The 22752-nt window shown below is 37.6% G+C and carries 22 protein-coding genes and 1 pseudogene; 14 read left to right on the top strand and 9 right to left on the bottom strand.

Features of this window, described 5'->3' with window-relative positions; all coding sequences use genetic code 11:
- Positions 1-150: 150 nt before the first annotated feature.
- Complete coding sequence (gene srmB, locus DK857_RS07645; RefSeq protein WP_227003135.1) at positions 151-1515, bottom strand: ATP-dependent RNA helicase SrmB; 1365 nt, start codon at positions 1513-1515, stop codon at positions 151-153.
- 264 nt (positions 1516-1779) lie between these two features.
- On the opposite strand from srmB, the gene trmN reads away from it, so the two are divergent.
- The 12 genes from trmN (at position 1780) to acpS (ending at position 12364) form a co-directional block, all read left to right on the top strand.
- The gene (gene trmN, locus DK857_RS07640) at positions 1780-2535 is read left to right on the top strand and encodes a tRNA(1)(Val) (adenine(37)-N(6))-methyltransferase TrmN (RefSeq protein WP_109401892.1); all 756 of its coding nucleotides are present in this window, start codon (positions 1780-1782) and stop codon (positions 2533-2535) included.
- A gap of 295 nt (positions 2536-2830) precedes the next feature.
- Positions 2831-3409 (top strand): RNA polymerase sigma factor RpoE, encoded by a 579-nt coding sequence (rpoE, locus tag DK857_RS07635; RefSeq protein WP_006533574.1) that lies wholly within the window; start codon positions 2831-2833, stop codon positions 3407-3409.
- Between the two features lie 38 nt (positions 3410-3447).
- Entirely contained in the window at positions 3448-4074 is a 627-nt protein-coding gene (gene rseA / locus DK857_RS07630; RefSeq protein ID WP_264371810.1) for an anti-sigma-E factor RseA, read from the top strand.
- A gap of 47 nt (positions 4075-4121) precedes the next feature.
- A complete protein-coding gene (gene rseB / locus DK857_RS07625) occupies positions 4122-5090 on the top strand; it encodes a sigma-E factor regulatory protein RseB (protein WP_109401890.1) in 969 nt (322 codons plus the stop codon).
- Positions 5091-5103: 13 nt separating this feature from the next.
- Positions 5104-5568 (top strand): SoxR-reducing system protein RseC, encoded by a 465-nt coding sequence (gene rseC / locus DK857_RS07620; protein ID WP_099659371.1) that lies wholly within the window; start codon positions 5104-5106, stop codon positions 5566-5568.
- 301 nt (positions 5569-5869) lie between these two features.
- A complete protein-coding gene (lepA, locus tag DK857_RS07615; protein WP_075673666.1) occupies positions 5870-7666 on the top strand; it encodes a translation elongation factor 4 in 1797 nt (598 codons plus the stop codon).
- 14 nt (positions 7667-7680) lie between these two features.
- Entirely contained in the window at positions 7681-8652 is a 972-nt protein-coding gene (gene lepB / locus DK857_RS07610; protein ID WP_109392972.1) for a signal peptidase I, read from the top strand.
- Positions 8653-8847: 195 nt separating this feature from the next.
- Complete coding sequence (gene rnc, locus DK857_RS07605; RefSeq protein ID WP_069367822.1) at positions 8848-9528, top strand: ribonuclease III; 681 nt, start codon at positions 8848-8850, stop codon at positions 9526-9528.
- Positions 9525-10433, top strand: a complete 909-nt coding sequence (gene era / locus DK857_RS07600) for a GTPase Era (RefSeq protein ID WP_109392973.1) — start codon at positions 9525-9527, stop codon at positions 10431-10433. Before rnc ends, era begins: the two co-directional genes overlap by 4 nt.
- Before the next feature lie 9 nt (positions 10434-10442).
- A complete protein-coding gene (gene recO, locus DK857_RS07595; RefSeq protein ID WP_109392974.1) occupies positions 10443-11183 on the top strand; it encodes a DNA repair protein RecO in 741 nt (246 codons plus the stop codon).
- A gap of 69 nt (positions 11184-11252) precedes the next feature.
- Positions 11253-11984: a pyridoxine 5'-phosphate synthase gene (gene pdxJ / locus DK857_RS07590; RefSeq protein WP_109401889.1), complete on the top strand. Its 732-nt coding sequence runs from the start codon at positions 11253-11255 to the stop codon at positions 11982-11984.
- Positions 11984-12364, top strand: a complete 381-nt coding sequence (gene acpS / locus DK857_RS07585; RefSeq protein ID WP_098942282.1) for a holo-ACP synthase — start codon at positions 11984-11986, stop codon at positions 12362-12364. The genes pdxJ and acpS overlap by 1 nt, the downstream gene beginning before the upstream one ends.
- Positions 12365-12405: 41 nt before the next feature.
- On the opposite strand, the gene DK857_RS07580 is transcribed toward acpS, so the two are convergent.
- Together DK857_RS07580 and DK857_RS07575 are read right to left on the bottom strand one after the other, a co-directional pair.
- A complete protein-coding gene (locus tag DK857_RS07580) occupies positions 12406-12666 on the bottom strand; it encodes a YfhL family 4Fe-4S dicluster ferredoxin (RefSeq protein ID WP_075673672.1) in 261 nt (86 codons plus the stop codon).
- Between the two features lie 356 nt (positions 12667-13022).
- Positions 13023-13199: pseudogene (locus DK857_RS07575) on the bottom strand (type II toxin-antitoxin system HicA family toxin); the annotation flags it as partial.
- A gap of 197 nt (positions 13200-13396) precedes the next feature.
- Between DK857_RS07575 and DK857_RS07570 the strand changes: the two are divergent.
- On the top strand, positions 13397-14032 hold the full coding sequence (locus tag DK857_RS07570; RefSeq protein WP_109401888.1) for a LysE family translocator: 636 nt from the start codon (positions 13397-13399) through the stop codon (positions 14030-14032).
- A gap of 107 nt (positions 14033-14139) precedes the next feature.
- Positions 14140-14670: a tRNA adenosine(34) deaminase TadA gene (gene tadA, locus DK857_RS07565; protein WP_109392977.1), complete on the top strand. Its 531-nt coding sequence runs from the start codon at positions 14140-14142 to the stop codon at positions 14668-14670.
- A 3-nt stretch (positions 14671-14673) separates the two neighbouring features.
- Here tadA and DK857_RS07560 read toward each other — a convergent pair whose 3' ends face one another.
- The 6 genes from DK857_RS07560 to mltF all read right to left on the bottom strand — a co-directional run bounded on the left by DK857_RS07560 (position 14674) and on the right by mltF (position 22626).
- Positions 14674-15222, bottom strand: coding sequence for a fimbrial protein (locus DK857_RS07560; RefSeq protein WP_109392978.1), 549 nt, complete (start codon positions 15220-15222; stop codon positions 14674-14676).
- On the bottom strand, positions 15222-16292 hold the full coding sequence (locus DK857_RS07555; protein ID WP_109392979.1) for a fimbrial protein: 1071 nt from the start codon (positions 16290-16292) through the stop codon (positions 15222-15224). The genes DK857_RS07560 and DK857_RS07555 overlap by 1 nt, the downstream gene beginning before the upstream one ends.
- A gap of 25 nt (positions 16293-16317) precedes the next feature.
- The gene (locus tag DK857_RS07550; protein WP_109392980.1) at positions 16318-17082 is read right to left on the bottom strand and encodes a fimbrial biogenesis chaperone; all 765 of its coding nucleotides are present in this window, start codon (positions 17080-17082) and stop codon (positions 16318-16320) included.
- Between the two features lie 30 nt (positions 17083-17112).
- Positions 17113-19599 (bottom strand): fimbria/pilus outer membrane usher protein, encoded by a 2487-nt coding sequence (locus DK857_RS07545; protein ID WP_109401887.1) that lies wholly within the window; start codon positions 19597-19599, stop codon positions 17113-17115.
- A gap of 193 nt (positions 19600-19792) precedes the next feature.
- Positions 19793-20341, bottom strand: coding sequence for a fimbrial protein (locus DK857_RS07540; protein ID WP_109370973.1), 549 nt, complete (start codon positions 20339-20341; stop codon positions 19793-19795).
- An 812-nt stretch (positions 20342-21153) separates the two neighbouring features.
- Positions 21154-22626: a membrane-bound lytic murein transglycosylase MltF gene (gene mltF / locus DK857_RS07535; RefSeq protein WP_075670448.1), complete on the bottom strand. Its 1473-nt coding sequence runs from the start codon at positions 22624-22626 to the stop codon at positions 21154-21156.
- Positions 22627-22752: the final 126 nt, after the last annotated feature.

The raw sequence follows: 22752 nt of genomic DNA, 5'->3' as shown, positions 1-22752 counted from the left end.
TAAATTAATAATAAGCTCGATATGAAAATATCGGGCTTTTTTCTTTTTTTCTACTTTTCTATATAAAATAAGAAAAAAGAGAGAATAACAAAAAAACCGTAACTAAGTTATATAGCTACGGTTTTTTTATAAGATCAAAAAGAGTACAGATTATTCGTTATCAGTATTCGTTTCTTTTGCTGGTGTAGTAGGAGCCACTTTCTTTTCTGTATGCTCAGCAACTGCTTTGCGACGTTTACCGATATTTTTACGATCGCGAGTCCGCACTTTTTCTTTAACCGCTTTTTTCTCTTCTTCTTTTTTCGCTTTGCGTTTAGCTAGCACTTTTTTAGAAGGTTTGAATGTTGCTTTCAGGCTTGGTGCTTTGGTTTCTGGACGTAGTTCAGCAACAACACGATATTTAATAGGCTCTTGAACGTAACGACCAATTTTCCCTAATAATGGATGATCGTGAGCTTCAACCAATGAAATAGCGATACCTTTACGACCTGCGCGTCCTGTACGACCAATACGGTGCAAATAAACATCCGCAGTACGAGGTAAGTCAAAATTGAAAACGTGTGTGATGTCATCTAGATCAAGGCCACGAGAAGCAACGTCTGTGGCAACAAGCACATTCATTTTGCCTGATTCTAAACGTTTGATCGCATCGTTACGCTGTGTTTGCGCCATTTCACCTTCAAGGTAACTACATTTAATACCTTGTTTTTCTAGCGCAGTGACAAGCTCTCTTACACGTTCTCTTTTACGAACAAAGACAATCGATTTTTTAACATCGTCTTGCTTCAGTAATGCGGCAAGTAACGCTGTTTTATGTTCGAGATTATCAGCATGATAATAGAACTGCTGAATTTTTTTACGTTCACGGCGAGATGGATCAGCATTAAGTTCAACTGGTTCGTTGAGGATGCGCTGTGCAAAATCAATAACCGCATTACCTTCTAGTGTTGCGGAGAACAGTAATGTCTGTTTGCGCCAGCGAGTTTCGCCTGCAATCGTTTCGATATCGTTAGCAAAACCCATATCTAACATGCGGTCTGCTTCATCTAAAATCAGCATTTCTACTGCACGGCAGTCAAAGTTTTCTTCTTTGATGTACTGTAATAAACGACCAGTTGTTGCAACAACGATATCTTGGTTCTCGCTGAAAACTTCAGCGTGATTCATATAAGCAACACCGCCTGTGATAGTGGCGATATCTAAATGTGTATGTGCACATAATTCTTTTGCCTGTTCTGCAACTTGCATGGCAAGTTCGCGAGTTGGTGTCAGGATAAGAATACGTGGCGGGCCTGATTTTTTACGTGGATAATCAAGCAAGTGTTGAATTGCCGGAAGCAAAAAGGCCGCAGTTTTCCCTGTGCCTGTTGGCGCAGAGCCTAAAATATCGCGTCCATCCATTGCGGCAGGAATTGCATCTGCTTGAATAGCAGTAGGACGTTGATATCCTTTTTCTTCTAATGCGGTCAATAAACTTTCATCAAGTTCAAGACTGGAAAATGTCGTGGCTGTCATTGTATACCTCTGTTTAGGGCGCGGATTTTGACATTATCCCCCGCTAAAAGCCAGAGGATTTACCGCTATCACATTATATATTACCGATAGACGAAGGTATTCGTTGTTTTTAGGCTCAATCTAAATAAGCGTGCATCGTATACAAATAGTTTAATGTTAAGATAGGGGTTGCAGAAGCGTTATCATACCATATATCTCTTTTTCAATGACATGAATGATAAGTAATAAAAAAGAGGTAGTAATACGAATCAATAGAGCCAATAAATGAATCAAAAGAAAGTGAAAAAAGCAGGATTACGCAAAGGCGGTTTTACATTTAAACAATTTTTTGTTGCTCATGATAAGTGTGAAATGAAAGTGGGTACAGATGGTGTTTTATTAGGGGCTTGGGCACCTATCGATAATGTAAAAAGAGCGCTTGATATCGGTACTGGGAGTGGATTAATCGCATTAATGCTGGCTCAGCGAGCGAGCCAAATTGAGCGCATAGATGGTATTGAACTTGATGAAAAAGCAGCATCACAAGCTGCGGAAAATGCTCAAGAGTCACAATGGCGCTCACTTATTCATATCCATCATGATGATATCTATCATTATGCTGAACAAGCGCAAAATAAGTATGATTTGATTGTAAGTAATCCTCCTTATTTTGAACCAGCAATTGCTTGTCGTAATGATGTTCGTGAGCAAGCACGTTATACCAAAACCTTAACGCATGAGGGCTTGCTGGATAGTGCGCAATCACTTATCACCGAAGATGGTTTGTTCTGTGTGGTATTACCTTACTCTATTGGTGAGCAATTTATTGAAATTGCAGAAAAAAAGGAGTGGAATATTGCAAAACGCGTTAATATTAAAGATAGTGCAGATAAACCTTATCATCGAATTTTGTTAGCATTTCAAAGACAAAATCAAAGCAGTGTTGAATGTAGTATAGATGAACTTATTATTCGTAATAATGAGGGGCATTATACTGATAAGTTTCGCTCTTGGGTGACTGACTTTTATTTATATTATTAAATCTATATTTAATAATACATTGTTTAAGATAATATATATTGTTGTAAGTAATCGTATATATTTAAATAATATCATTGTGTTATCGTTTTTTTATTGGCAAATTGCATTTTGGTTGGGTGATCACCATGATGATTTTTTTGTGATTCATCTCTTAAAATAATGATTGAATTGAACTTCATACTATTTTTGCACTCCAAGTCTTGTAGCTCATAAAACGAGAAGGAATAACGAGAGTAAATATGACGGAGTCATTTAAAAATAGTGCGAAGCTTGACTTCGGGAGAGTCCATCTCTAATGAGCGAGCAGTTAACGGACCAAATGTTGGTTGAAAAGGTACAAAATGGTGACCAGAAAGCCTTTAATTTGCTGGTTATCCGCTATCAACACAAGGTAGCAAGCCTGATTTCCCGTTATGTACCACAGGGCGATGTGCCAGATGTTTCGCAAGAAGCCTTTATTAAAGCTTATCGTGCCATCGGTTCTTTCCGTGGAGATAGTGCTTTTTATACATGGCTTTATCGCATTGCTGTGAATACAGCAAAAAATTATCTGGTTGCACAGGGGCGACGTCCGCCTTCGAATGATTTAGATGCGAGTGATGTTGAAAACTTCGAATCACCAAATGCACTAAAAGAAATTTCGAACCCTGAGAATTTAATGTTGTCTGAAGAATTACGGAGAGTGGTTTTTCACACCATAGAGTCATTACCTGAAGATTTAAGGGTTGCTATTACACTTCGGGAACTTGACGGACTAAGCTATGAAGAGATAGCGGTCATTATGGATTGCCCTGTCGGAACAGTACGTTCACGTATTTTTAGGGCGCGAGAAGCTATTGATAATAAGGTTCAACCATTAATACAAGAGTTTTAATTGTGGGTGAACCATCATTGACTGAAAGGTACTTTTATATGCAAAAAGAAAAACTTTCTGCATTTATGGATGGCGAAGTTCTTGATAAAGAATTAATGGGTACAATCGCTCGTGATGACTCTATGAAAGAGACATGGCAACGCTACCATTTAATTCGTGACACAATGCGTGGTGATGTAGGTGAAGTAGTCCACTTCGATATCGAAAGTCGCGTTGCGCTCGCTTTAGAGAATGAACCTGTTCGCATAAGTCCTGAACAACAACGAGAGCAGCAACCTGCGCCATCACAATGGCGTAAGCACTCTTTCTTACAAACGTTACGTCCTTGGGCAAGTCAGTTAACTCAAATCGGTGTCGCGGCTTGTGTTTCATTAGCTGTTATTGTTGGTGTTCAGCAATATAATGGAAAAAGTGGTTCTGAAGATTTTCAAGTAGATACACCTGTATTTAATACTCAACCTATTATGGGTTCAGGTTCGCCTGTAAGTTTAAATCTTCAAAACGATACTTTAGGTAAAGACCAGCAAACACGTTTACAAGAGCGTAATCAGCGCCTTGGATTAATGCTGCAACAGTATGAGTTAGATCGTCGTATCTATAATGCACCACAAAATGAAGCGCCAATCAGCGCTCAAGGTGAAACTCAACCTGTAGTAGCACAGTAATAATAGATGTGAATGTATAAATAACGAGTGGGAATGAAACAGTCGTAATGAAAAAATCATGGTTATCCACCTTATTGCTGGTGGGCAGCCTGTCAATGCCGATACAAGCCTTGGCACAACCTCAAACAGGTAGTGTCGAGGCTTTGTTGCAAAAGATGGGTCAGACAAGTCAAAGCTCTACCTATGAATTATCTTTTATCAATATCAATTCTCAAGGTATTGTTCCTATTCGCTACCGTCATACTCTGATTGATGGCAAACCACTTGCACAATTAATGCAAATGGATAGTACTCGCCGTGAAATTGTTCAACGTGGCGATGAAATCAGCTATTTTGAACCCGGTTTAGATGCCTTCAGCTTAAGAAATGATCATATTGTTGATTATATCCCTTCTATCATTTACCAAGATTTCAATGAATTATCGGGTTATTATAATTTTATTGATGCAGGTAGAACGCATATTGGTGATATTCCAAGCCGAGTTGTTCGTGTGCTATCGAAAAACAATGACCGCTACGATTATGTCTTGTTTATTGATGAGGAAAGATATCTGCCTTTAAGAGTCGATTTGTTAGATAAGAATAATGACATCATTGAACAATTTCGAGTGATCACGGTTAATGAAGGAAGTGAAGTCGGAACTGAGCTTAATTCATTACGTACTGTCAATATGCCTCCTTTATTACTTGTGCCAAAAGTTAAGCCATTGGTTTATAACTGGTCGGTTAGTCAATTACCTGAAGGTTTTAAAGAGGTAAAACGCAGTAACCATCAGATCTCTGAAACTGAGTTTAGTCAGTCGATTTTATTTAGCGATGGCTTATTTGACTTCTCTATTTATGTTAATAAAAGTGGTCAACAGGTTAATTCGCCCGAACGCGATAAAATGTTAAGGTATGGTCGTAATACAATTTATACCTATGACAAAGAAGGTAATGAAATTACCTTTATTGGTCAGTTACCGTTTCCTACAGCACAAGCAATAGTTAATAGTGTTGTATTTACGAAAAAGTAAAAGGGTATAAGTTATGGTTAAAGAGTGGGCAACAGTTATACATTGGCATGAAGGACGTGCGTTATTACGCTACGGCTCTTCTTCTGGCTGTGGTAGTTGCCAAGCTCGTGCTGCCTGCGGCTCTTATTTATTAAATAAAATAGGGCCAGAGACAGTTCATCAACTTGAACTTCCTGTTGCACAAACTTTAGTCGAGGGGCAAAAAGTGGAAGTGGGTATTCCTGAAAATAATCTACTTCTTTCTGCAATGCTTGTGTATTTAACGCCACTTATTGGTCTATTTATTGTCGCAGGCATTGCGAGCCTTTGGTTTTCTAGTGAGTTTGCTATTTTTTGCAGTGGGCTTGTAGGTGGTATCCTTGGTTTCTTATTTGCAAAAAAAGTGGCGACTTGGTGGAGTAAAGACGAAGGTTTTGAGCCTGTTATATTGCAAATAGGGCTTCCACCTCATGAACTTAAAGTTCAATTTCAAGAATAATGAGCAGATTAAAGAGATGGGGCATTTGCCCCATTATTTTTATCATGCCGCTTTTGTAATAATACTCATCTTAAATTAACGCATTTCTTTATCTAGAAAATACTCGCAAAAAATTACAAATAAATGCAAGTCTTAGCATAAATGTTTGTGTTTGATGAACGTTTCTTTGAGTATAATGTCTCTAATGTGTAGAATGCGTCATCAATCATAACTCCTGCAATATAGAGTTTTCGCTTTGTGTCCATGAATGACTCCAAAGCCAGATTTATAGAGCAAAGCAATAGAGAAAAATAATTTCAGAATGAAAAACATACGTAACTTTTCCATTATCGCACATATTGACCACGGTAAATCGACGTTATCTGATCGAATTATTCAAATTTGTGGTGGCTTAACAGATCGTGAAATGGCTGCGCAGGTTCTTGATTCTATGGATCTTGAGCGTGAACGTGGTATTACAATCAAAGCGCAAAGCGTAACCTTAAATTACACCGCTGATGACGGTGAAGTTTATCAGCTTAACTTTATCGATACCCCAGGACACGTTGACTTCTCTTATGAAGTATCTCGTTCACTCGCAGCGTGTGAAGGCGCCTTATTGGTCGTAGATGCCGGGCAAGGGGTTGAAGCGCAAACATTAGCTAACTGCTATACAGCGATGGATATGGATCTCACCGTCGTTCCTGTTTTAAATAAAATAGATTTACCAGCAGCAGAGCCTGAGCGTGTTGCTGAAGAGATTGAAGACATTGTGGGGATCGATGCCACAGATGCAGTGCGTTGCTCTGCAAAAACAGGTATTGGTGTTAAAGAAGTTATCGAGCGTCTTGTTAAAGAAATCCCAGCGCCTGAAGGCGATCCTGAGGCACCATTACAAGCACTGATTATTGACTCTTGGTTTGATAATTACTTGGGTGTTGTTTCACTTATTCGTGTTAAAAACGGTAAAGTAAGTAAAGGCGATAAAATCAAGGTAATGAGTACGGGACAAGTTTATAATATTGACCGTATTGGTATTTTTACACCCAAACAAATTGATACAACATCATTAAATTGTGGCGAAGTTGGTTGGGTTGTTTGTGGTATTAAAGATATTTTAGGTGCACCTGTTGGGGATACTTTAACAGCATCCCAAAAACCAGCAGATAAACCATTACCTGGCTTTAAAAAAGTTAAGCCACAGGTTTATGCCGGTTTATTCCCAATTAGTTCTGACGACTATGAATCATTCCGTGATGCATTAGGTAAATTGAGCTTAAACGATGCTTCATTATTCTATGAACCAGAGAGTTCATCTGCATTAGGTTTTGGTTTCCGTTGCGGTTTCTTGGGTCTTCTGCACATGGAGATCATTCAAGAACGTTTAGAACGTGAATATGACCTTGACCTGATTACAACGGCCCCAACCGTAGTTTATGAAGTTGAAATGACTAACGGTGATATTGTATTAGTGGATAGCCCGTCTAAATTACCACCACTGAATAATATTGAAGAAATCAGAGAGCCTATTGCTGAGTGTCATATGCTATTACCGCAAGAATACTTAGGTAATGTAATTACTTTATGTATCGAAAAACGCGGCGTTCAAACCAATATGGTCTATCATGGTAATCAGGTTTCATTAACTTATGAAATTCCGATGGCTGAAGTGGTATTAGATTTCTTTGACCGTCTAAAATCAACATCACGTGGTTATGCTTCTTTAGACTATAACTTTATCCGCTTCCAAGGCTCTAACATGGTACGTGTAGATGTCTTGATTAATGGTGAGCGCGTTGATGCTTTAGCATTGATTACACATAACGATAATGCACCTTATCGTGGTCGTGAGTTGGTGGAAAAAATGAAAGAATTTATTCCACGTCAACAGTTTGATATCGCCATCCAAGCGGCAATTGGTAACCACATTATTGCTCGTTCAACTGTTAAACAGTTACGTAAAAACGTATTAGCCAAATGTTATGGCGGTGACGTTAGCCGTAAGAAGAAACTGTTACAGAAACAGAAAGATGGTAAAAAACGTATGAAGCAAATTGGTAACGTAGAGCTACCACAAGAAGCGTTTTTAGCCATCCTTCATGTTGGTAAAGATAAATAATTTAAGGAGAAAACATGGCTAACACGTTTGCCTTGATCCTAACGCTGGCAACGCTAATAACGGGAGTTTTTTGGGGAATTGAGCGCTTTAAGCTCAAGCCTGCCCGAAAAGCAAAACTAAAGCGTCTTCAAGAGATGACGCAAGGGACCGAGGATCAGCAAGAGTTAGCAAAATCAATTAATAAGCCAAGCTGGGCGGAGACATTAGGCTCTTTATTCCCAGTCTTGATTATTGTTTTGGTTCTGCGTTCATTTGTGTATGAGCCGTTTCAAATACCTTCTCGCTCCATGATGCCAACCTTATTGGTTGGCGATTTTATCTTGGTTGAAAAATTTGCTTATGGATTAAAAGATCCAATTACACAGACAACGTTAATTAATACAGGGAAGCCAAAACGAGGTGATATTGCAGTATTTAAATATCCTCGTGATCCTTCTACTGATTTTATTAAACGTGTTATTGGATTACCGGGCGATAAAATTGTTTATGATATGATGTCGAAAAAACTTCATATCTATCCAAATTGTGATAAAGCCATTTGCAATGAAGATATTTCAGTAACTTACGGTACTGCTTACCCAAGTGAATGGACGTTGTTATTACAAAATGTACCGGGCGGTCAGCGTATTAATGGTATGAAATCTATTCCAATTGAAGAGCCTATTTCAACAGCAACTCAATTACGTGAAGAAGAAAGGGTAGAAACTATTGATAAAGTCTCTCACCGTATTATGACAATACCCGGTGATATGACGATGCCAGAGTTTATTCAACCCGGATTACCTGTCGGTACGTGGATTGTTCCTGAAGGTCATTACTTTATGATGGGTGATAATCGAGACGGTAGCTCTGATAGTCGATTCTGGGGCTTTGTTCCAGAGAAAAACTTAGTCGGTAAAGCGACAACAATCTGGATGAGCTTTGAAAAAGTAGAGAATGAATGGCCAACAGGCGTTCGTTTTAGCCGTATCGGTGGCATTAAGTAATAATTAACAAAATAGCGACAGCATTCTTTCTTATCTAAGTGTAGAATATGTCGCTTCTTTAAATATGATTGGCCCTTGTTATTGGCAGGGGTCAGTGCAAACGCAACAGTTCTGTTATCCAACTCGATAATTTCTCGTTGTCTTAAACAGATTTGTTGCGTGTGCTTCAAATTAAGTTATGGAAATTGATCGCACATGAATACTTTATTAGTAAACCAGTTACAAAAGAAACTGGGCTATACTTTTACGCAAAATGAATTATTACTGCAGGCTTTAACGCATCGTAGTGCCAGCAGTAAACATAATGAACGTTTAGAATTTTTAGGTGATTCAATTCTAAGCTATGTGATTGCTAATGCACTTTATCATCGCTTTCCTCGTGTTGATGAAGGTGATATGAGCCGAATGAGAGCAACGCTTGTTCGTGGGAATACACTCGCTGAGTTAGCGCGTGAATTTGAACTAGGCGAATGTCTACGTTTAGGCCCAGGGGAGTTAAAAAGTGGCGGTTTTCGTCGTGAATCAATTTTAGCGGATACGGTGGAAGCTTTAATTGGTGCCATTTTCCTCGATAGTGATATTCAAAATATCGAAAAAATTATTTTAAATTGGTATGAAAATCGTTTGGCTGAAATCAGTCCGGGCGATAAGCAAAAAGATCCTAAAACTCGTTTGCAAGAGTATCTGCAAGGCCGTCATTTACCATTACCTTCTTATATTGTGGTACAGGTTCGTGGCGAAGCCCATGATCAAGAGTTTACGATCCATTGTCAGATAAGCGGTATCGAACAACCTGTCAAAGGGATGGGTACAAGCCGTCGTAAAGCTGAACAGGCCGCTGCTGAACAGGCATTAATACAACTGGAGCTTGAATGAGCGAAGAACAAACCTATTGCGGATTTATTGCGATAGTCGGTCGCCCAAATGTGGGAAAATCAACACTGCTGAACCAATTACTGGGGCAGAAAGTTTCTATTACATCACGTAAACCGCAAACTACGCGTCACCGTATCATGGGTATTGATACAGACGGTGCTTACCAAGCGATTTATGTGGATACACCGGGCTTACATATTGAAGAGAAGCGAGCCATCAACAGACTGATGAACCGTGCAGCAAGCAGTTCAATTGGTGATGTTGAATTGGTTATTTTCGTTGTTGAAGGCACCAACTGGACGCCTGACGATGAAATGGTATTAAATAAATTAAAATCATTACGTTGCCCTGTTTTATTAGCAATTAATAAAGTGGATAACGTGATTGACAAAACCAAGTTACTTCCACACATTGGCTTTTTAAGTCAACAAATGGATTTTCTTGATGTTGTACCAATCAGTGCTGAAAAAGACATGAATATCGATACGATCGCGAAAATCGTACGTAAATGTTTACCAGAAGCGACTCATCATTTCCCTGAAGATTATATTACTGATCGCTCTCAGCGTTTTATGGCGTCAGAAATTATTCGTGAGAAACTGATGCGCTTTTTAGGTGAAGAATTACCTTATTCTGTCACGGTTGAAATCGAACAATTCGTTACCAATGAGCGTGGTGGTTATGATATCCACGGATTAATTCTGGTTGAGCGTGAAGGCCAGAAGAAAATGGTTATTGGTAATAAAGGTGTGAAAATCAAGAAAATTGGTACTGAAGCCCGTATGGACATGGAAGACTTATTTGAAAACAAAGTTCACTTAGAACTTTGGGTGAAAGTCAAAGCTGGTTGGGCTGATGATGAACGTGCTTTACGTAGCCTTGGCTATGTGGACGATTTAAAGTAGGTAACTGAGGTGGATGGCTGGCAACGTGCATTTGTTATCCATGCTCGACCTTACAGTGAAACGAGTTTGTTACTCGATTTTTTCACTGAAAATGAAGGGCGAGTACGCATATTGTCGAAAGGTGCGCGAGGCCGTCGTTCACCCTTAAAAGGGGCACTTCAACCTTTTACTCCTTTGCTCATTCGTTGGAGTGGGCGAGGAGAAATAAAAACACTTCGTGATGCTGAACCTATCTCTTTAGCATTACCTCTGACAGGCTCTGTACTATACAGTGGCTTGTATCTCAATGAGTTATTATCTCGTGTTTTAGAAAATGGTACGTCTTATAGTGTACTTTTTTTTGAATACCTTTCCTGTTTGCAAATTCTTGCTGCTAGCGATACTACACCTGAAGCTGCACTGAGACGCTTTGAACTCGCGTTATTAACACAACTTGGCTATGGTTTAGATTTTTTGCATTGTGCGGGAAGTGGAGAGCCAGTTTCAGATTCGATGACTTATCGTTATCGAGAAGAAAAAGGCTTTATTGCGAGTTTAGTGGTTGATCATAATAGTTTTACTGGATTTGAATTAAAATCCTTAGCCAGTCGCGAATTTCCTACTGTTGAAACATTAAAAGCGGCGAAAAGGTTTACTCGAATGGCATTGAAGCCCTATTTAGGCGGAAAACCATTAAAAAGTAGAGAACTTTTTAGACAATTTGCCATTAAAAAAGCCCCAAAGAAAAGAGCATTGATGGCAGAACAGTAATATTGTCTTTTTCTTCTCTATGGAATGTGTAAACTAAGGTAATGCAACGTTATTTTTCAGGAGAAGAGCATGTCTGATATTCTACTTGGCGTTAATATTGACCATATCGCCACCCTTCGTAATGCCCGTGGCACAACTTATCCCGATCCTGTTCAAGCGGCTTTTATTGCAGAACAAGCTGGTGCTGATGGTATTACTATCCATTTACGTGAAGATAGACGTCATATTACTGATCGTGATTTAATGCTGATAAGCCAAACGGTTCAGACAAGATTAAATCTGGAAATGGCAGTCACTGAAGAGATGATCGAGATTGCTTGTCAAACTCAGCCTGATTTTTGCTGTTTGGTACCTGAAAAACGCCAAGAAGTGACAACAGAAGGTGGTTTAGATGTTGTTGGCAATGAAGATAAAGTTGCTGAGGCAATTAAACGCTTATCTTTAGCAGATATCAAAGTTTCTCTATTTATTGATCCTGACCATGAGCAAATTAACGCAGCCGACCGTGTTGGTGCGCCTTTTATTGAGATCCACACTGGCGCTTATGCTGATGCTGAAGATGAAATGGCTCAAGAAAAAGAGTTTGTCCGTATTCGTGATGCAGTTACTTATGCCGCATCTAAAGGTTTAAAAGTGAATGCAGGACATGGTCTGCACTATCACAACGTGCAACGTATTGCTGCATTACCTGAACTGTATGAACTGAATATTGGTCACGCTATTATTGGTAGAGCAGTATTTAGTGGGTTAGCGCCAGCGGTTGAAGAAATGAAACGCTTAATGCGAGAAGCGCGTCGCTAATGGCTATTGTTGGTTTAGGTATGGATATTGTCGAGATATCACGTATCGAAGAGATTATAGGGCGTTCTGGTGAACGCCTTGCTCGTCGTATTCTTACTGATACTGAATGGGAAATTTATCAATCCCATAAACAGCCAATACGTTTTTTAGCTAAGCGATTTGCAGTAAAAGAGGCAGCGGCAAAAGCATTAGGAACAGGTATTCGTTTAGGATTAGCTTTCAACCATTTTGAAGTGCGTAATGATGAGTTAGGTAAACCCACATTGCATTTTTTAGCGGTTGCAAAAGAGATGGCAGAGAAAGCGGGGATAAACTCTATTCACGTAACACTTGCTGATGAACAGCGTTATGCTTGTGCGACAGTTATTTTAGAAAAATAGCTCTCTTAGATTTATCACCCACAAAATCCATCGATTAAGGTTTAGATCTTATCTGCGTGGTGGATCAACACAAATTTTTCCCATAATTCATCTTGAGATTCAGTATGAGCAGGATCAGTGATGATCGTGTTAGTAATCGGACAAACCGATTGGCAAGTTGGTTTATCGTAATGTCCTACACATTCAGTGCAAAGATCAGGATTAATTTCATAAATTTCATCCCCCATTGAAATCGCATCATTTGGACACTCTGGTTCACACATATCGCAATTGATGCATTTCTTCGTAATTAGTAAAGCCATATCAGTCACTTAATATATAAATTATTAAATTTCAGTAACTTATATCTTGCACTTATATGTTACTCTTGGTCTTTTGCTTGCTTTCTATAATACATAGGTCACTTTTAAAGAGAATAAAGTGTTTATATAAAATAAATATACAAGCATATGCATAAAAATTGGGTTATTACGTCAAAAAAATCTCAAAACATATCAATAGAGAAAGGGAGATTATCATATACACTGAGTATTCTAAATATATGGTTTTGAAAGAGTGAAAATTAACATTTTTTAGGTGAATAAAAAAATGCCGCCTTTGCCTCTAAGCAAAGGTGGAATAAAGTTAATTGGAAATAAGTTCGTGGCGGGGGATTATATCCCCGCCGATTTTTTATGGATTTAACAGTGCCAATCGGTAAGTCTTTTTTGGGATGAGAAACAGGAAATGTTTTTTCTGTTATTGGAGACCACTAGATCTGATGGCTTCCTCCATTATGCCGTTTTAACTCATAATTTGCGGCTATGAACTCCTTTATCAGGTCAGCTGATCTCATATAACCTCCTAACCTAAAATCATTTCACACACATATACACAATGAGAGTTTTTTGTGACCTAATTTTTTCAATAAAACAATAAATAGGAGCATCTTTCTTTTTTTTCTACATGAAGGAAATAGTATTTTTTGTGGTATCCCGCACATCTAACACTCTGTTATTGATGTTAAATAATGCAATAAATAAGGGGTATGCTATGCCAACATTGTTCAATATGTGGACATTTGCGCTTTTGTCCTTGGGTTTGGTACTAACTCCAGGCCCTAATATGATTTATCTGATTTCACGCTCAATCTCTCAAGGGAAAAAAGCTGGATTTATTTCATTAATTGGTGTGGCTGTTGGCTATATTTTTTATATGTTATTAGCTGCATTTGGTATTACAGCTATTTTTATGGCTGTGCCTTATGCTTACGATACATTAAAAATTTGTGGTGCTATTTATCTTTTTTATATTGCTTGGCAATCTATTAAACCCGGTGGACGCTCTATCTTTCATCCCCAAAAATTACTTTCAGGTAATACAACAAAGCTCTTTGTAATGGGCTTTATCACTAATCTGCTAAATCCTAAAATTGCATTAATGTACTTATCACTGTTACCTCAATTTATTAGCCTTCCAAATGGCAGTGTTTTAAATCAATCATTAGTGCTAGGTAGCATTCAAATTATTATTAGCATTGTAGTAAATGCATTGATTGTTATTGCTGCGGGTTCTATTGCAGGATTCTTTATGCAAAGGCCTCGTTGGGCATTGGTTCAACGTTGGTTTATGGCGACAATCTTAGGCACTTTAGCTGTCAAATTAGCCACAGAAGCTCGCGTAAACTAAAGTTTCATCTTGCTATCTTTGTCATAAACAATTCAAGACAATCTCTTTAGTTATCAATAGAAAACAGGGTACAATATCCCGCTATATGATAATGAAGAGATATCCTTGTGAATAAAGTTAAAGATGATATTTATTGGATGCATAAAGCGATTGAGCAAGCGCAAAAAGCACAAGAAATCGGTGAAATACCAGTGGGCGCAGTATTAGTCGTTGATAATAAAATCATTGCTAAAGGATGGAATCATTCAATTATCGATAACGATCCCACTGCACACGCTGAGATTATGGCGTTACGCAAAGGGGGAAAGCATTTACAAAATTATCGCCTACTCGATGCAACTCTTTATATTACTCTTGAGCCTTGTGTGATGTGTGCGGGAGCGATTGTTCATAGTCGGGTAAAACGCGTGGTTTATGGTGCCTCAGATTTAAAAACAGGTGCGGCTGGTTCATTTATTGATATCTTGCAGCATCCCGGGATGAACCATAAAGTTGAGATAACTTCAGGTGTATTAGGTGAAGAATGTTCGCAGCTTTTAAGTCAGTTTTTTAAAATGAGAAGGGCTGAAAAGAAACAGCTTAAAAAGCAAAAAAACAGTCCAGCCATAATCAATACTGAAACAGCAATAAAAGAATAATATTTACTGATAATTAAGGGTATACGTTGCTTGGGCTTGGAAAGGGCCTGTTAGTAAAGTTTGATTTTTTAGTGCAGAGGGCGATGCCTCAACATACGTCATAAAATTAAATTGAATACGTTTATTATTAAGAAGTCGAGTTGAGCTCGGTTTTTTTAATTGAATAACATTGTGTTGAACATCTGTAAATACAATCCCGATACTTTTAGGATCTTCAGATCCTGTGCCGACAACAGCAAGATGATTGGGCATTGTAGGATGTTCTTTTCCATCTAGCGTAATCGTGACGCTTCTATAAATGTCCTGACTGCAATTTTCTAAACTAATACTAAAAGCAACGGGTTCACTTTTTTGAAAGGTATAGAGATCTTTGGCAGATATCTGTTTAAAATCGATTACTTTATTTTCATCACCAGCAACAATGGTACAACCATGCGCAACCACAACACCTTTAAATTCCATATCACCGCCAATAAGCTCTGTCACAGCAAAGGCAGAAGGTGAAAGTAATAATAAAAGAGAAATAGCCGATTTTATTATTGAGTTTTTCATTACATAAACTCCGCAACTAATGTGGCATGTGCTGAAAACTCACCTTCTGTAATTTTGCTCCCTGCCTTTGCAATAGGAGCAGCAGTAACTTCCCAATTACCTTTAAAATTATTCAGCTTCCCAACAGAGAAATATTGATTAGGTGGCACAATCGTTCCTGATTTGTCTCTTAAAACAATACCTAGATTTGTTCTATCTACAGGTCCTGTTGTACCAAGATAATTAGGGTTAAAGCTAGCAACACCTGAGCTTCCTGTTTGAATTTTAAACATAATTCGACTGTTAGGATTAGTAAAACTACCACCTTCACATTTTATTGGAATATTGCGAGTGATCTTGTAGTTTTGACCATTCAAATAGTCAGAAGTATTACCGACATTGCCAAAATCAAAGGTAATTGGAGAGCCATTATTAAATGTGCATTTATCTTCAGTGGTTAGTATTCCAGAGCTAATCACTAATTTTGAAATTGGTTCCGGGCCATACTCTCGATATAAGCCATTGCCCACACGGGCATACATTTGAGCTACAGCTTGCCCTGTTAATGAAACCCCATTAATAATCGGTTTTTTTAGACGAAATACTAATACACCGCTACTTCCTGATGACATGTTGGGTTTTGGTGATTCAGGAACGCGACAACCTTGTTGCCCATTTCGATTGTTAGGTTTTTCAATAAAAGGAACAGTAGGAAGTGATTCAGGACCCCAAATAGAAAACTTGATCTGAACATCAACGTATTCATTAAGTTCATAGTAATTATTGCCTAAATAGCGTAGGTCAGAATTCGCCATATAATAAGTGCGAGAATTAGGAACTAAGGGATCTTTAGGGCAATAAACTGTCGCTAAATATCTATCAGGTAAAGAGAAATTTACTCTGGCAGTTTCACCTGGTCTGTTATTAGGAAATGTTGCGTTATTTAACTCAACTCTAAAGATATTAGGGCCACCAACGGTACGAACCTCACCATGAATGTATGCGGAAGCAACAATTGGAGTACATAACATTGCGCCAGTAAAAAGTAATCTTAGCGTATTGAAATAAAAATTTGCTGTCGTTAATTTCATTTTATTCCTACCGGCGTCAAGTTAATTAGTATTTGGGTTGTTGTTCTTTTGGTGCCGCTGTACAGCTATTTTGTTGGCAAACAAATTTTAATTCTGGATGTCCACCGTAGTCATTTACATACATCATGTAAAATTGATTGACGCCATTGGTTTTAACTGGAATTTCCAGTGATGATTTAGGTGCAACCATTAATCCGGGGAATGTGGTTAACTTATCGCTATCTTCACCATTCAATTTATTGGAAAGACCAATAATAGTGATGTAGTAAGGTGTAGGATTTTCGGCAATAAATTGATTACCTTGTTTTTTAAATACCAACTGGTCTTGCCAAATCATGCCCGGTTTTTCAGGAATAATGGCAGTTGGGCGGTAGAATAATTTAATGCGAGACTGCATTGCCATTTGTAGCACGTTAGCTTGTTTTGGTGCTGGTGGGATTTCACGCACATTTAAATAGAACAGTGATTCTCTGTCTTGTGGTAAAAGTCCAACTTCTGCTGTTTTGGTTATTCTAACAACCCCTTTTTGATCACCATCAAGACGCTGTAAAGGTGGCAATGCCACTAAAGGAGAGGCAATTTTTTGACCGTGTTCATTTTCAACCCATGATTGAGCTAAAAAAGGAATGTCAGGGCTAGTATTTTTTAGATTTACGCTAGCTGAATTCTCGTTGCCTGTTAATACAATACGAGTTCTATCTAATGACACGCCCGCTTGAGTTGTACTCACTATGCTGAGTGCAATTAATGAGCCACAAAAAAGCGTTTTGAGTGTGTTGAATGAGTTCATACAATTATCTCTAGTAATTCATTTTGTTCATTAAAATCCCTGACATAATAACAACTCACGTTTTAGTGGATCGTTAATTGCCGCTGGAATTGTAATCGTACACTGGGTTTTACCACCCCAAATCACGTTTAAGGATTCATTAAGGTTAACACCGGCGATATAAACTAAACCATCTTCCATCACCATTCCCATATTTTCACCGTTTTTATTGGTGACTTCGGCACCAAATGGCGGGTATTTTTGATCGGTAGTTTGTAAGATAGCCATTAGGCGCTCACCTTGGCGAACAGGGAATTTATAGTATCCAATCGCGCCTTCAGTTAATGTTGCAGAAGTAATGGCTTTGTGTGTTTCAATATCTGAATCCATTTTATCAACATCAATACGAGCATCAACATTGTTATAACTAGTTAAGTCAGTTAATACCCCTATACCAAATAGATTTGTAGTCGTACTTTGATTATTAAATGGTACGCCTGAAACTCCGCCTGTATCAACCATCATGCGGGCAGTACTTGATGTCATGCTACTACTATGTAATGCAGCACCATGGCGCGTTGCAGTAAATCCGCCTTTAACTGTTGCTCCCACTGCAATGTAATTATCTTGTTGATAGCTTGCATTGGCGTTAATTTCTGCATATTGCGAACGATGTTGATAATAACCATCAGTATTGGCTTTATTGTCTGAGCTTAAACCTGCACGGACACGCCAAAGATTATTATAATTGCTATTATCAGAATAAGAGGCCATTTGGTTAACTTTACCGTTACTATCTTGTAAGCTATAACCAATGCTTTTACCGCTTCCTAACGGAACTGAAATATTGAAAGAAATACTATCATCAGTATTTCCCTTATGCTGAGTACGGAATGCAGATAAGTTAGTATTAATCTGTTCTATACCCATAATAGAAAAATTCCGGCTTACAGTAACACCATATTGCTCTTGTGTATTTTTATCCCAATAGTTTTGGTGTCGATAAGAGAGGTAAAGTGTTGTCGATTTTTCAATATCATCAGCCCAAAAAGTTTTGTTACCTGTAATGGTATACATCTCTTTTTCATAACCATTGTTATTAATATCGTTATAACGCTCATCTATATATTGAGAGAAAGATCGGAATGTTTTCTCTGAAAATCGGTAACCTGCAAAAGTAATCGTACTATGGTATTCATCGAATGTTTTAGCGTAGTTCAGTTTGAATGACATCCCGTTGATATTCTCATTATCATAAGTTTTGCTATAAGACTGAGTAATATCACCTGAGAGTGTACCTAAACGACCCATATCGTGACCTAATCCTAATGACCAAGCATTGTAATCTTTAGCCGTCAACAAAACCCCGCCATACAGCGACCATGTGTTGTTCATACCCCATGAAAAATCACCTTGATAAAAAATAGGGCCTTGCATTTTATGGTTATTGAGCGATGACTGACCCATTGATGTGTTATAACGCACAGAGCCAGGACGCGTCATATAAGGTAGATTGGCGGTCTGTACTTGGAATTCGTTTACCTTACCGTTTTGCTCTTCGACTCTAACATTTAATTGACCTTGTACTGTGTCTTGTAAATGTTTAATAGCAAAAGGGCCCGCAGGTACTGTGGTTTCATAAATTAAGCGGCCATTTTGAGTTACTGTCACTTTAGCATTGGTGTTTGCGATGCCGTGGATTTCAGGTGCATAACCTTGTAAAGAAGGTGGCAACATTCTTTCATCACTTTGTATATTGGCACCGGTAAAACGGAAACTATCAAAAACTTGAGAGTTTAAATAAGTTTCACCCAGCGTTAGTTTTGCTGCTTGGTTAGGTAATGGTTTATAGGCGTAAATCTGATTCCAATCAAAGCTATTATTTGATGAATATTCAGATGAATAGTTTCCTTGATATTCAGCACGTAGTCGCCATTCACCAAAGTTAATTCCAGCCTGTCCATAACCTGTTAATGAGTTGTTATTATTGCCTTTATTCGGACGAGTTGATGTACCCGTTAAGGTATAGTCAACTAATAACCCAGATACACCTGGATCCCACAATTCAGGGGGTGTCCAATCGGTATCTTCATATTTCATTAATGAACGAGGCATAACAATATCAAGAATACCGCCATCATTTTTGATGGAGATACCCGGTAATTGACTAATATCGAAACAATCTGGCGAGATTTCTTCGATAAATTTTTGATTTTCTTCGTTAACTGTTAACTTTTTTAGAAGAGTAGGGTCAATACAGGCAATGGAGTAATTGGGTTTAACTTCAATATAATTAATGTTTTGGCGAGGAAAGTCACGGTCATTTATACGGATATCTAAGTAGTACATACCCGGAATAATGTAATTAGAGGTTGCAAAACGAGATAAATCGACATTATCTCTGTCTTCGGCATCTAGCATATGAATGTTAAATTCCACAGAATCATCTTGCTCGGCTTGAGCGAAAAACGCTAAGCACAATAGCAAAATGGCACAAATGTTTTTCCATATTGTGCTGTGAAAAAAAGAAATTAACATGAATAAACGCCTAATTATTAATTAAATAAAAACTAATTAAATAAAAACTAATTAAATAATGAATATTTATTTAATTAGTTTTTATTTTATTCTTATTAAATTGAAGTGTTTTATCAAATTTAACGCAGAGGAAGTCCTCTGCGTTAATGCAGTAATTAATCTATTATTTAATTAATTTAAATAAATAAAACGATTACTGATAATCAACTTGGAAGTTGATGACGGCTTGGAATTCACCTGGAGTTACAGTAGCGTCTGCTGATTCAGCTTGAACATAAGCAACGAATGGGATCTTAGAAACACCATTAACTAATTGTACAGGTGTTGTTGCTGTGTTCCATTTTACTGACTTGCTGCCTGCATCCATTAAGCCAATACCTGCGCCAGAAGCTGAGCCAGATACGAAAGATGCTAAGTCTTTATTTGTTGCATTAACAACGCTTGGTGTATAGCTAACAGTAGCTGTTTTTGCTACGGTAGTATCACAATCTTGTAATTCGATATCTTTTTTAACGTTACCTGCTTTCTGCATATTTGCTAATGCAGAAGTTGGGATTTCACTGAAATCAACAATAACAGGACTTGAAGAAGCTGCTAATCCACAAGCTGAATTAACAATTTCACCTTTTAATTGAATTTCGCCTTTAGTTGCGCCAACTTTTGGTGCAGAAGTTTCAGCAGTTGCAACAGAATTAATACCAAATACTAAAGCAGCAGCTAAAGCAATTTTACTCAGTTTCATTATAGATAATCCCTTGAAGATCGTGCGTATTATTATTTATAGAAAAATAATATTAATGTCGGAATATAAAAATTGATTTGCATTATATTTCGAGTTGTTTCGAATAATGACTGGTTTATATGATATCAACAAAGGCGCTCTATTTGATATAACATTTTGTTGATTTCCTCAATTTTCATATTTAATCTTGCCTATTCCATATTAATAGAGTTTTATGTAGATTTATTCTTTTTATTACTCAATTTATGGGTGAAAAAGTTTATCAGGCAGATAAATTTAATAGACAATATAATTAACATTACTTTAACTTTACAAAAAGTAATGTTATTAACATTAGGTTAAGAAAATTAATAAAATCAATTATAGATTATCATAATATATATAATTCAATAAGTTAGATGTTAACAAAGACCTATTTAGGTTAATTCTTATTGCAAAAAAAGTTCCTCCAAAAATTATAATCATAAAATGAATAATAACTAATGAGATAATTCCTACGTATTTAAGTTAATTTTTTCTTATATTTCACTTATTCTGATAGTCTTAAAATGACTAGTTGGATCGTTTTAAATACAATTTACTCATTAGCTGAGTGTTTTAGCTAATGAGTGTTACATTTTTTAACACATGTGTTTTTCCTATTTTGGATAAAAAGTAGGATGAAAAAATGTAACAATTTTTAATATTAAGAAAATATTAATTTGGGGGTTGCTTTAATGGTTGGAGCGATTTTTTTGAATAGTAGAAAGAAAATAAATAAGCCTCTGTAAAAGAGGCTAGGTTGTTTAATAGACTGTTTTTAATTACAAAAATTATTGATAAGCCATATCTTGAGTTAATGACAATGATGATCTTTCTTGTTCTTCATCGTTATCACTCTCTTTATCTTTAGATAATATTTTGTTTTTGCTCTCTTTAGCTTGAAGGTAACCGACAAGGCTGAGCTGATATCGTCGAATGTTTTCAACGTAGCGATAAGCCTCATGGCCTCTGGCATAGCCGTAAGGGAGGTCAGCATAATATTTCTTTTGGCTAAGTAGAGGTAATCTTGATTTTACATCTAACCAACTGTCAGGATCGGCATTTTGTTGCTCAGTAAGCCTTCTGGCATCAAGCATATGACCAAATCCCATATTATATGCCGCTAATGCAAACCAAATTCTTTCATCTTCAGGAATAGAATCGGGTAAGCGCGAAAGAAGATGTTTAAGGTATTGCGCTCCTCCTCGAACACTCTCTTCAGGATCAAGCCTATCAGTAACGCCCATACTTGATGCAGTAGGGCGAGTCAACATCATCAATCCTCTAACACCCGTTGGTGATGTAGCATGAGGATCCCAATGTGATTCTTGCCATGCCATCGCTGCCAATAAGCGCCAATCGAAGGTATCTGCATACTTTTCAAAAAGAGGCTGATAATTTGGCAAAATAGAATCTATCGCTGTAATAAAAGAGATAGTATCGAAGTAATCAAACGAACCAACATGGCCAAAATACTTTTCTTCAAGTCTTGCTAATACATCTTCTTGAGATAATTGATTAAAGTAATCGAGCATCGCTGCATATAAGCTATTATCTTCACCATCTGGCAGATACCATGTTAATGGACGGCTTTCAGTGACTTCAAATCCTACGGCAACATTAGGATGAATGCGCTGTTGTACTGCAACACTGATTGAGTCTGCTAATACATAGGTTATTTTGCCTTCCGATAATGCTTCTAGCAGTTGTGAGGTTGTCTGATTATCTGATTCTTCCCATTCAAGCTCGGGATATTGCGTTTCTTTTAATGTTCGCAATAAACTTGCATGAGCAGAGCCAGCAGTGACAACAAGGCGCCCATCTAACGCATCAAAGCTACGTGGTCTTAATGTCCCTTTACGGTAAATAAGCTGTTGAGAAACTGAAAAGTAAGCAGGGCCACTGCGTGTCGTTTCTAATCTTTCTTTATTGTAAAGTAATCCGGCGGCGATAAAGTCAGCTTTATTATTCTCCAGATCATCAAACATTTGGTTGATATTTGTCCGCATATTAACGACAAGTTTCACGCCTAGGTAATCTGCAAAGCGCTTCACTAATTCATAATCGAAACCTACGGGGTCCTTTTTATCGTTCATCGTTATCAATGGTGAAGGTATCGTACTAATTCTTAACTCACCACGAGATAAAATCTTATTTATCTGCGCTTTTTGCCTATCCGGCCATGTAATATTCAACGCGATAATAGCCGCTGAAAAGAGCGCTATGATAACGATAACGAAATAGTTTATCCTTATATTATTCAATAGGTTGGTTCTCGTTAACGTTGTTTATTGTTGTGTGTAAAACAGTCATTTTAACATGGATAAATTTCCAGTAATCGAGCATTTTGCTTAACATATTGGCAAGACGCAACTTGATTACACCAATTA

Origin of the sequence: Proteus terrae, assembly GCF_003144325.1 — a bacterium.
In the GTDB taxonomy this organism is placed as follows: domain Bacteria; phylum Pseudomonadota; class Gammaproteobacteria; order Enterobacterales; family Enterobacteriaceae; genus Proteus; species Proteus terrae.
Note: the sequence above shows the minus strand (reverse complement) of the source record. Positions and strands in the feature narration are given on the sequence as shown.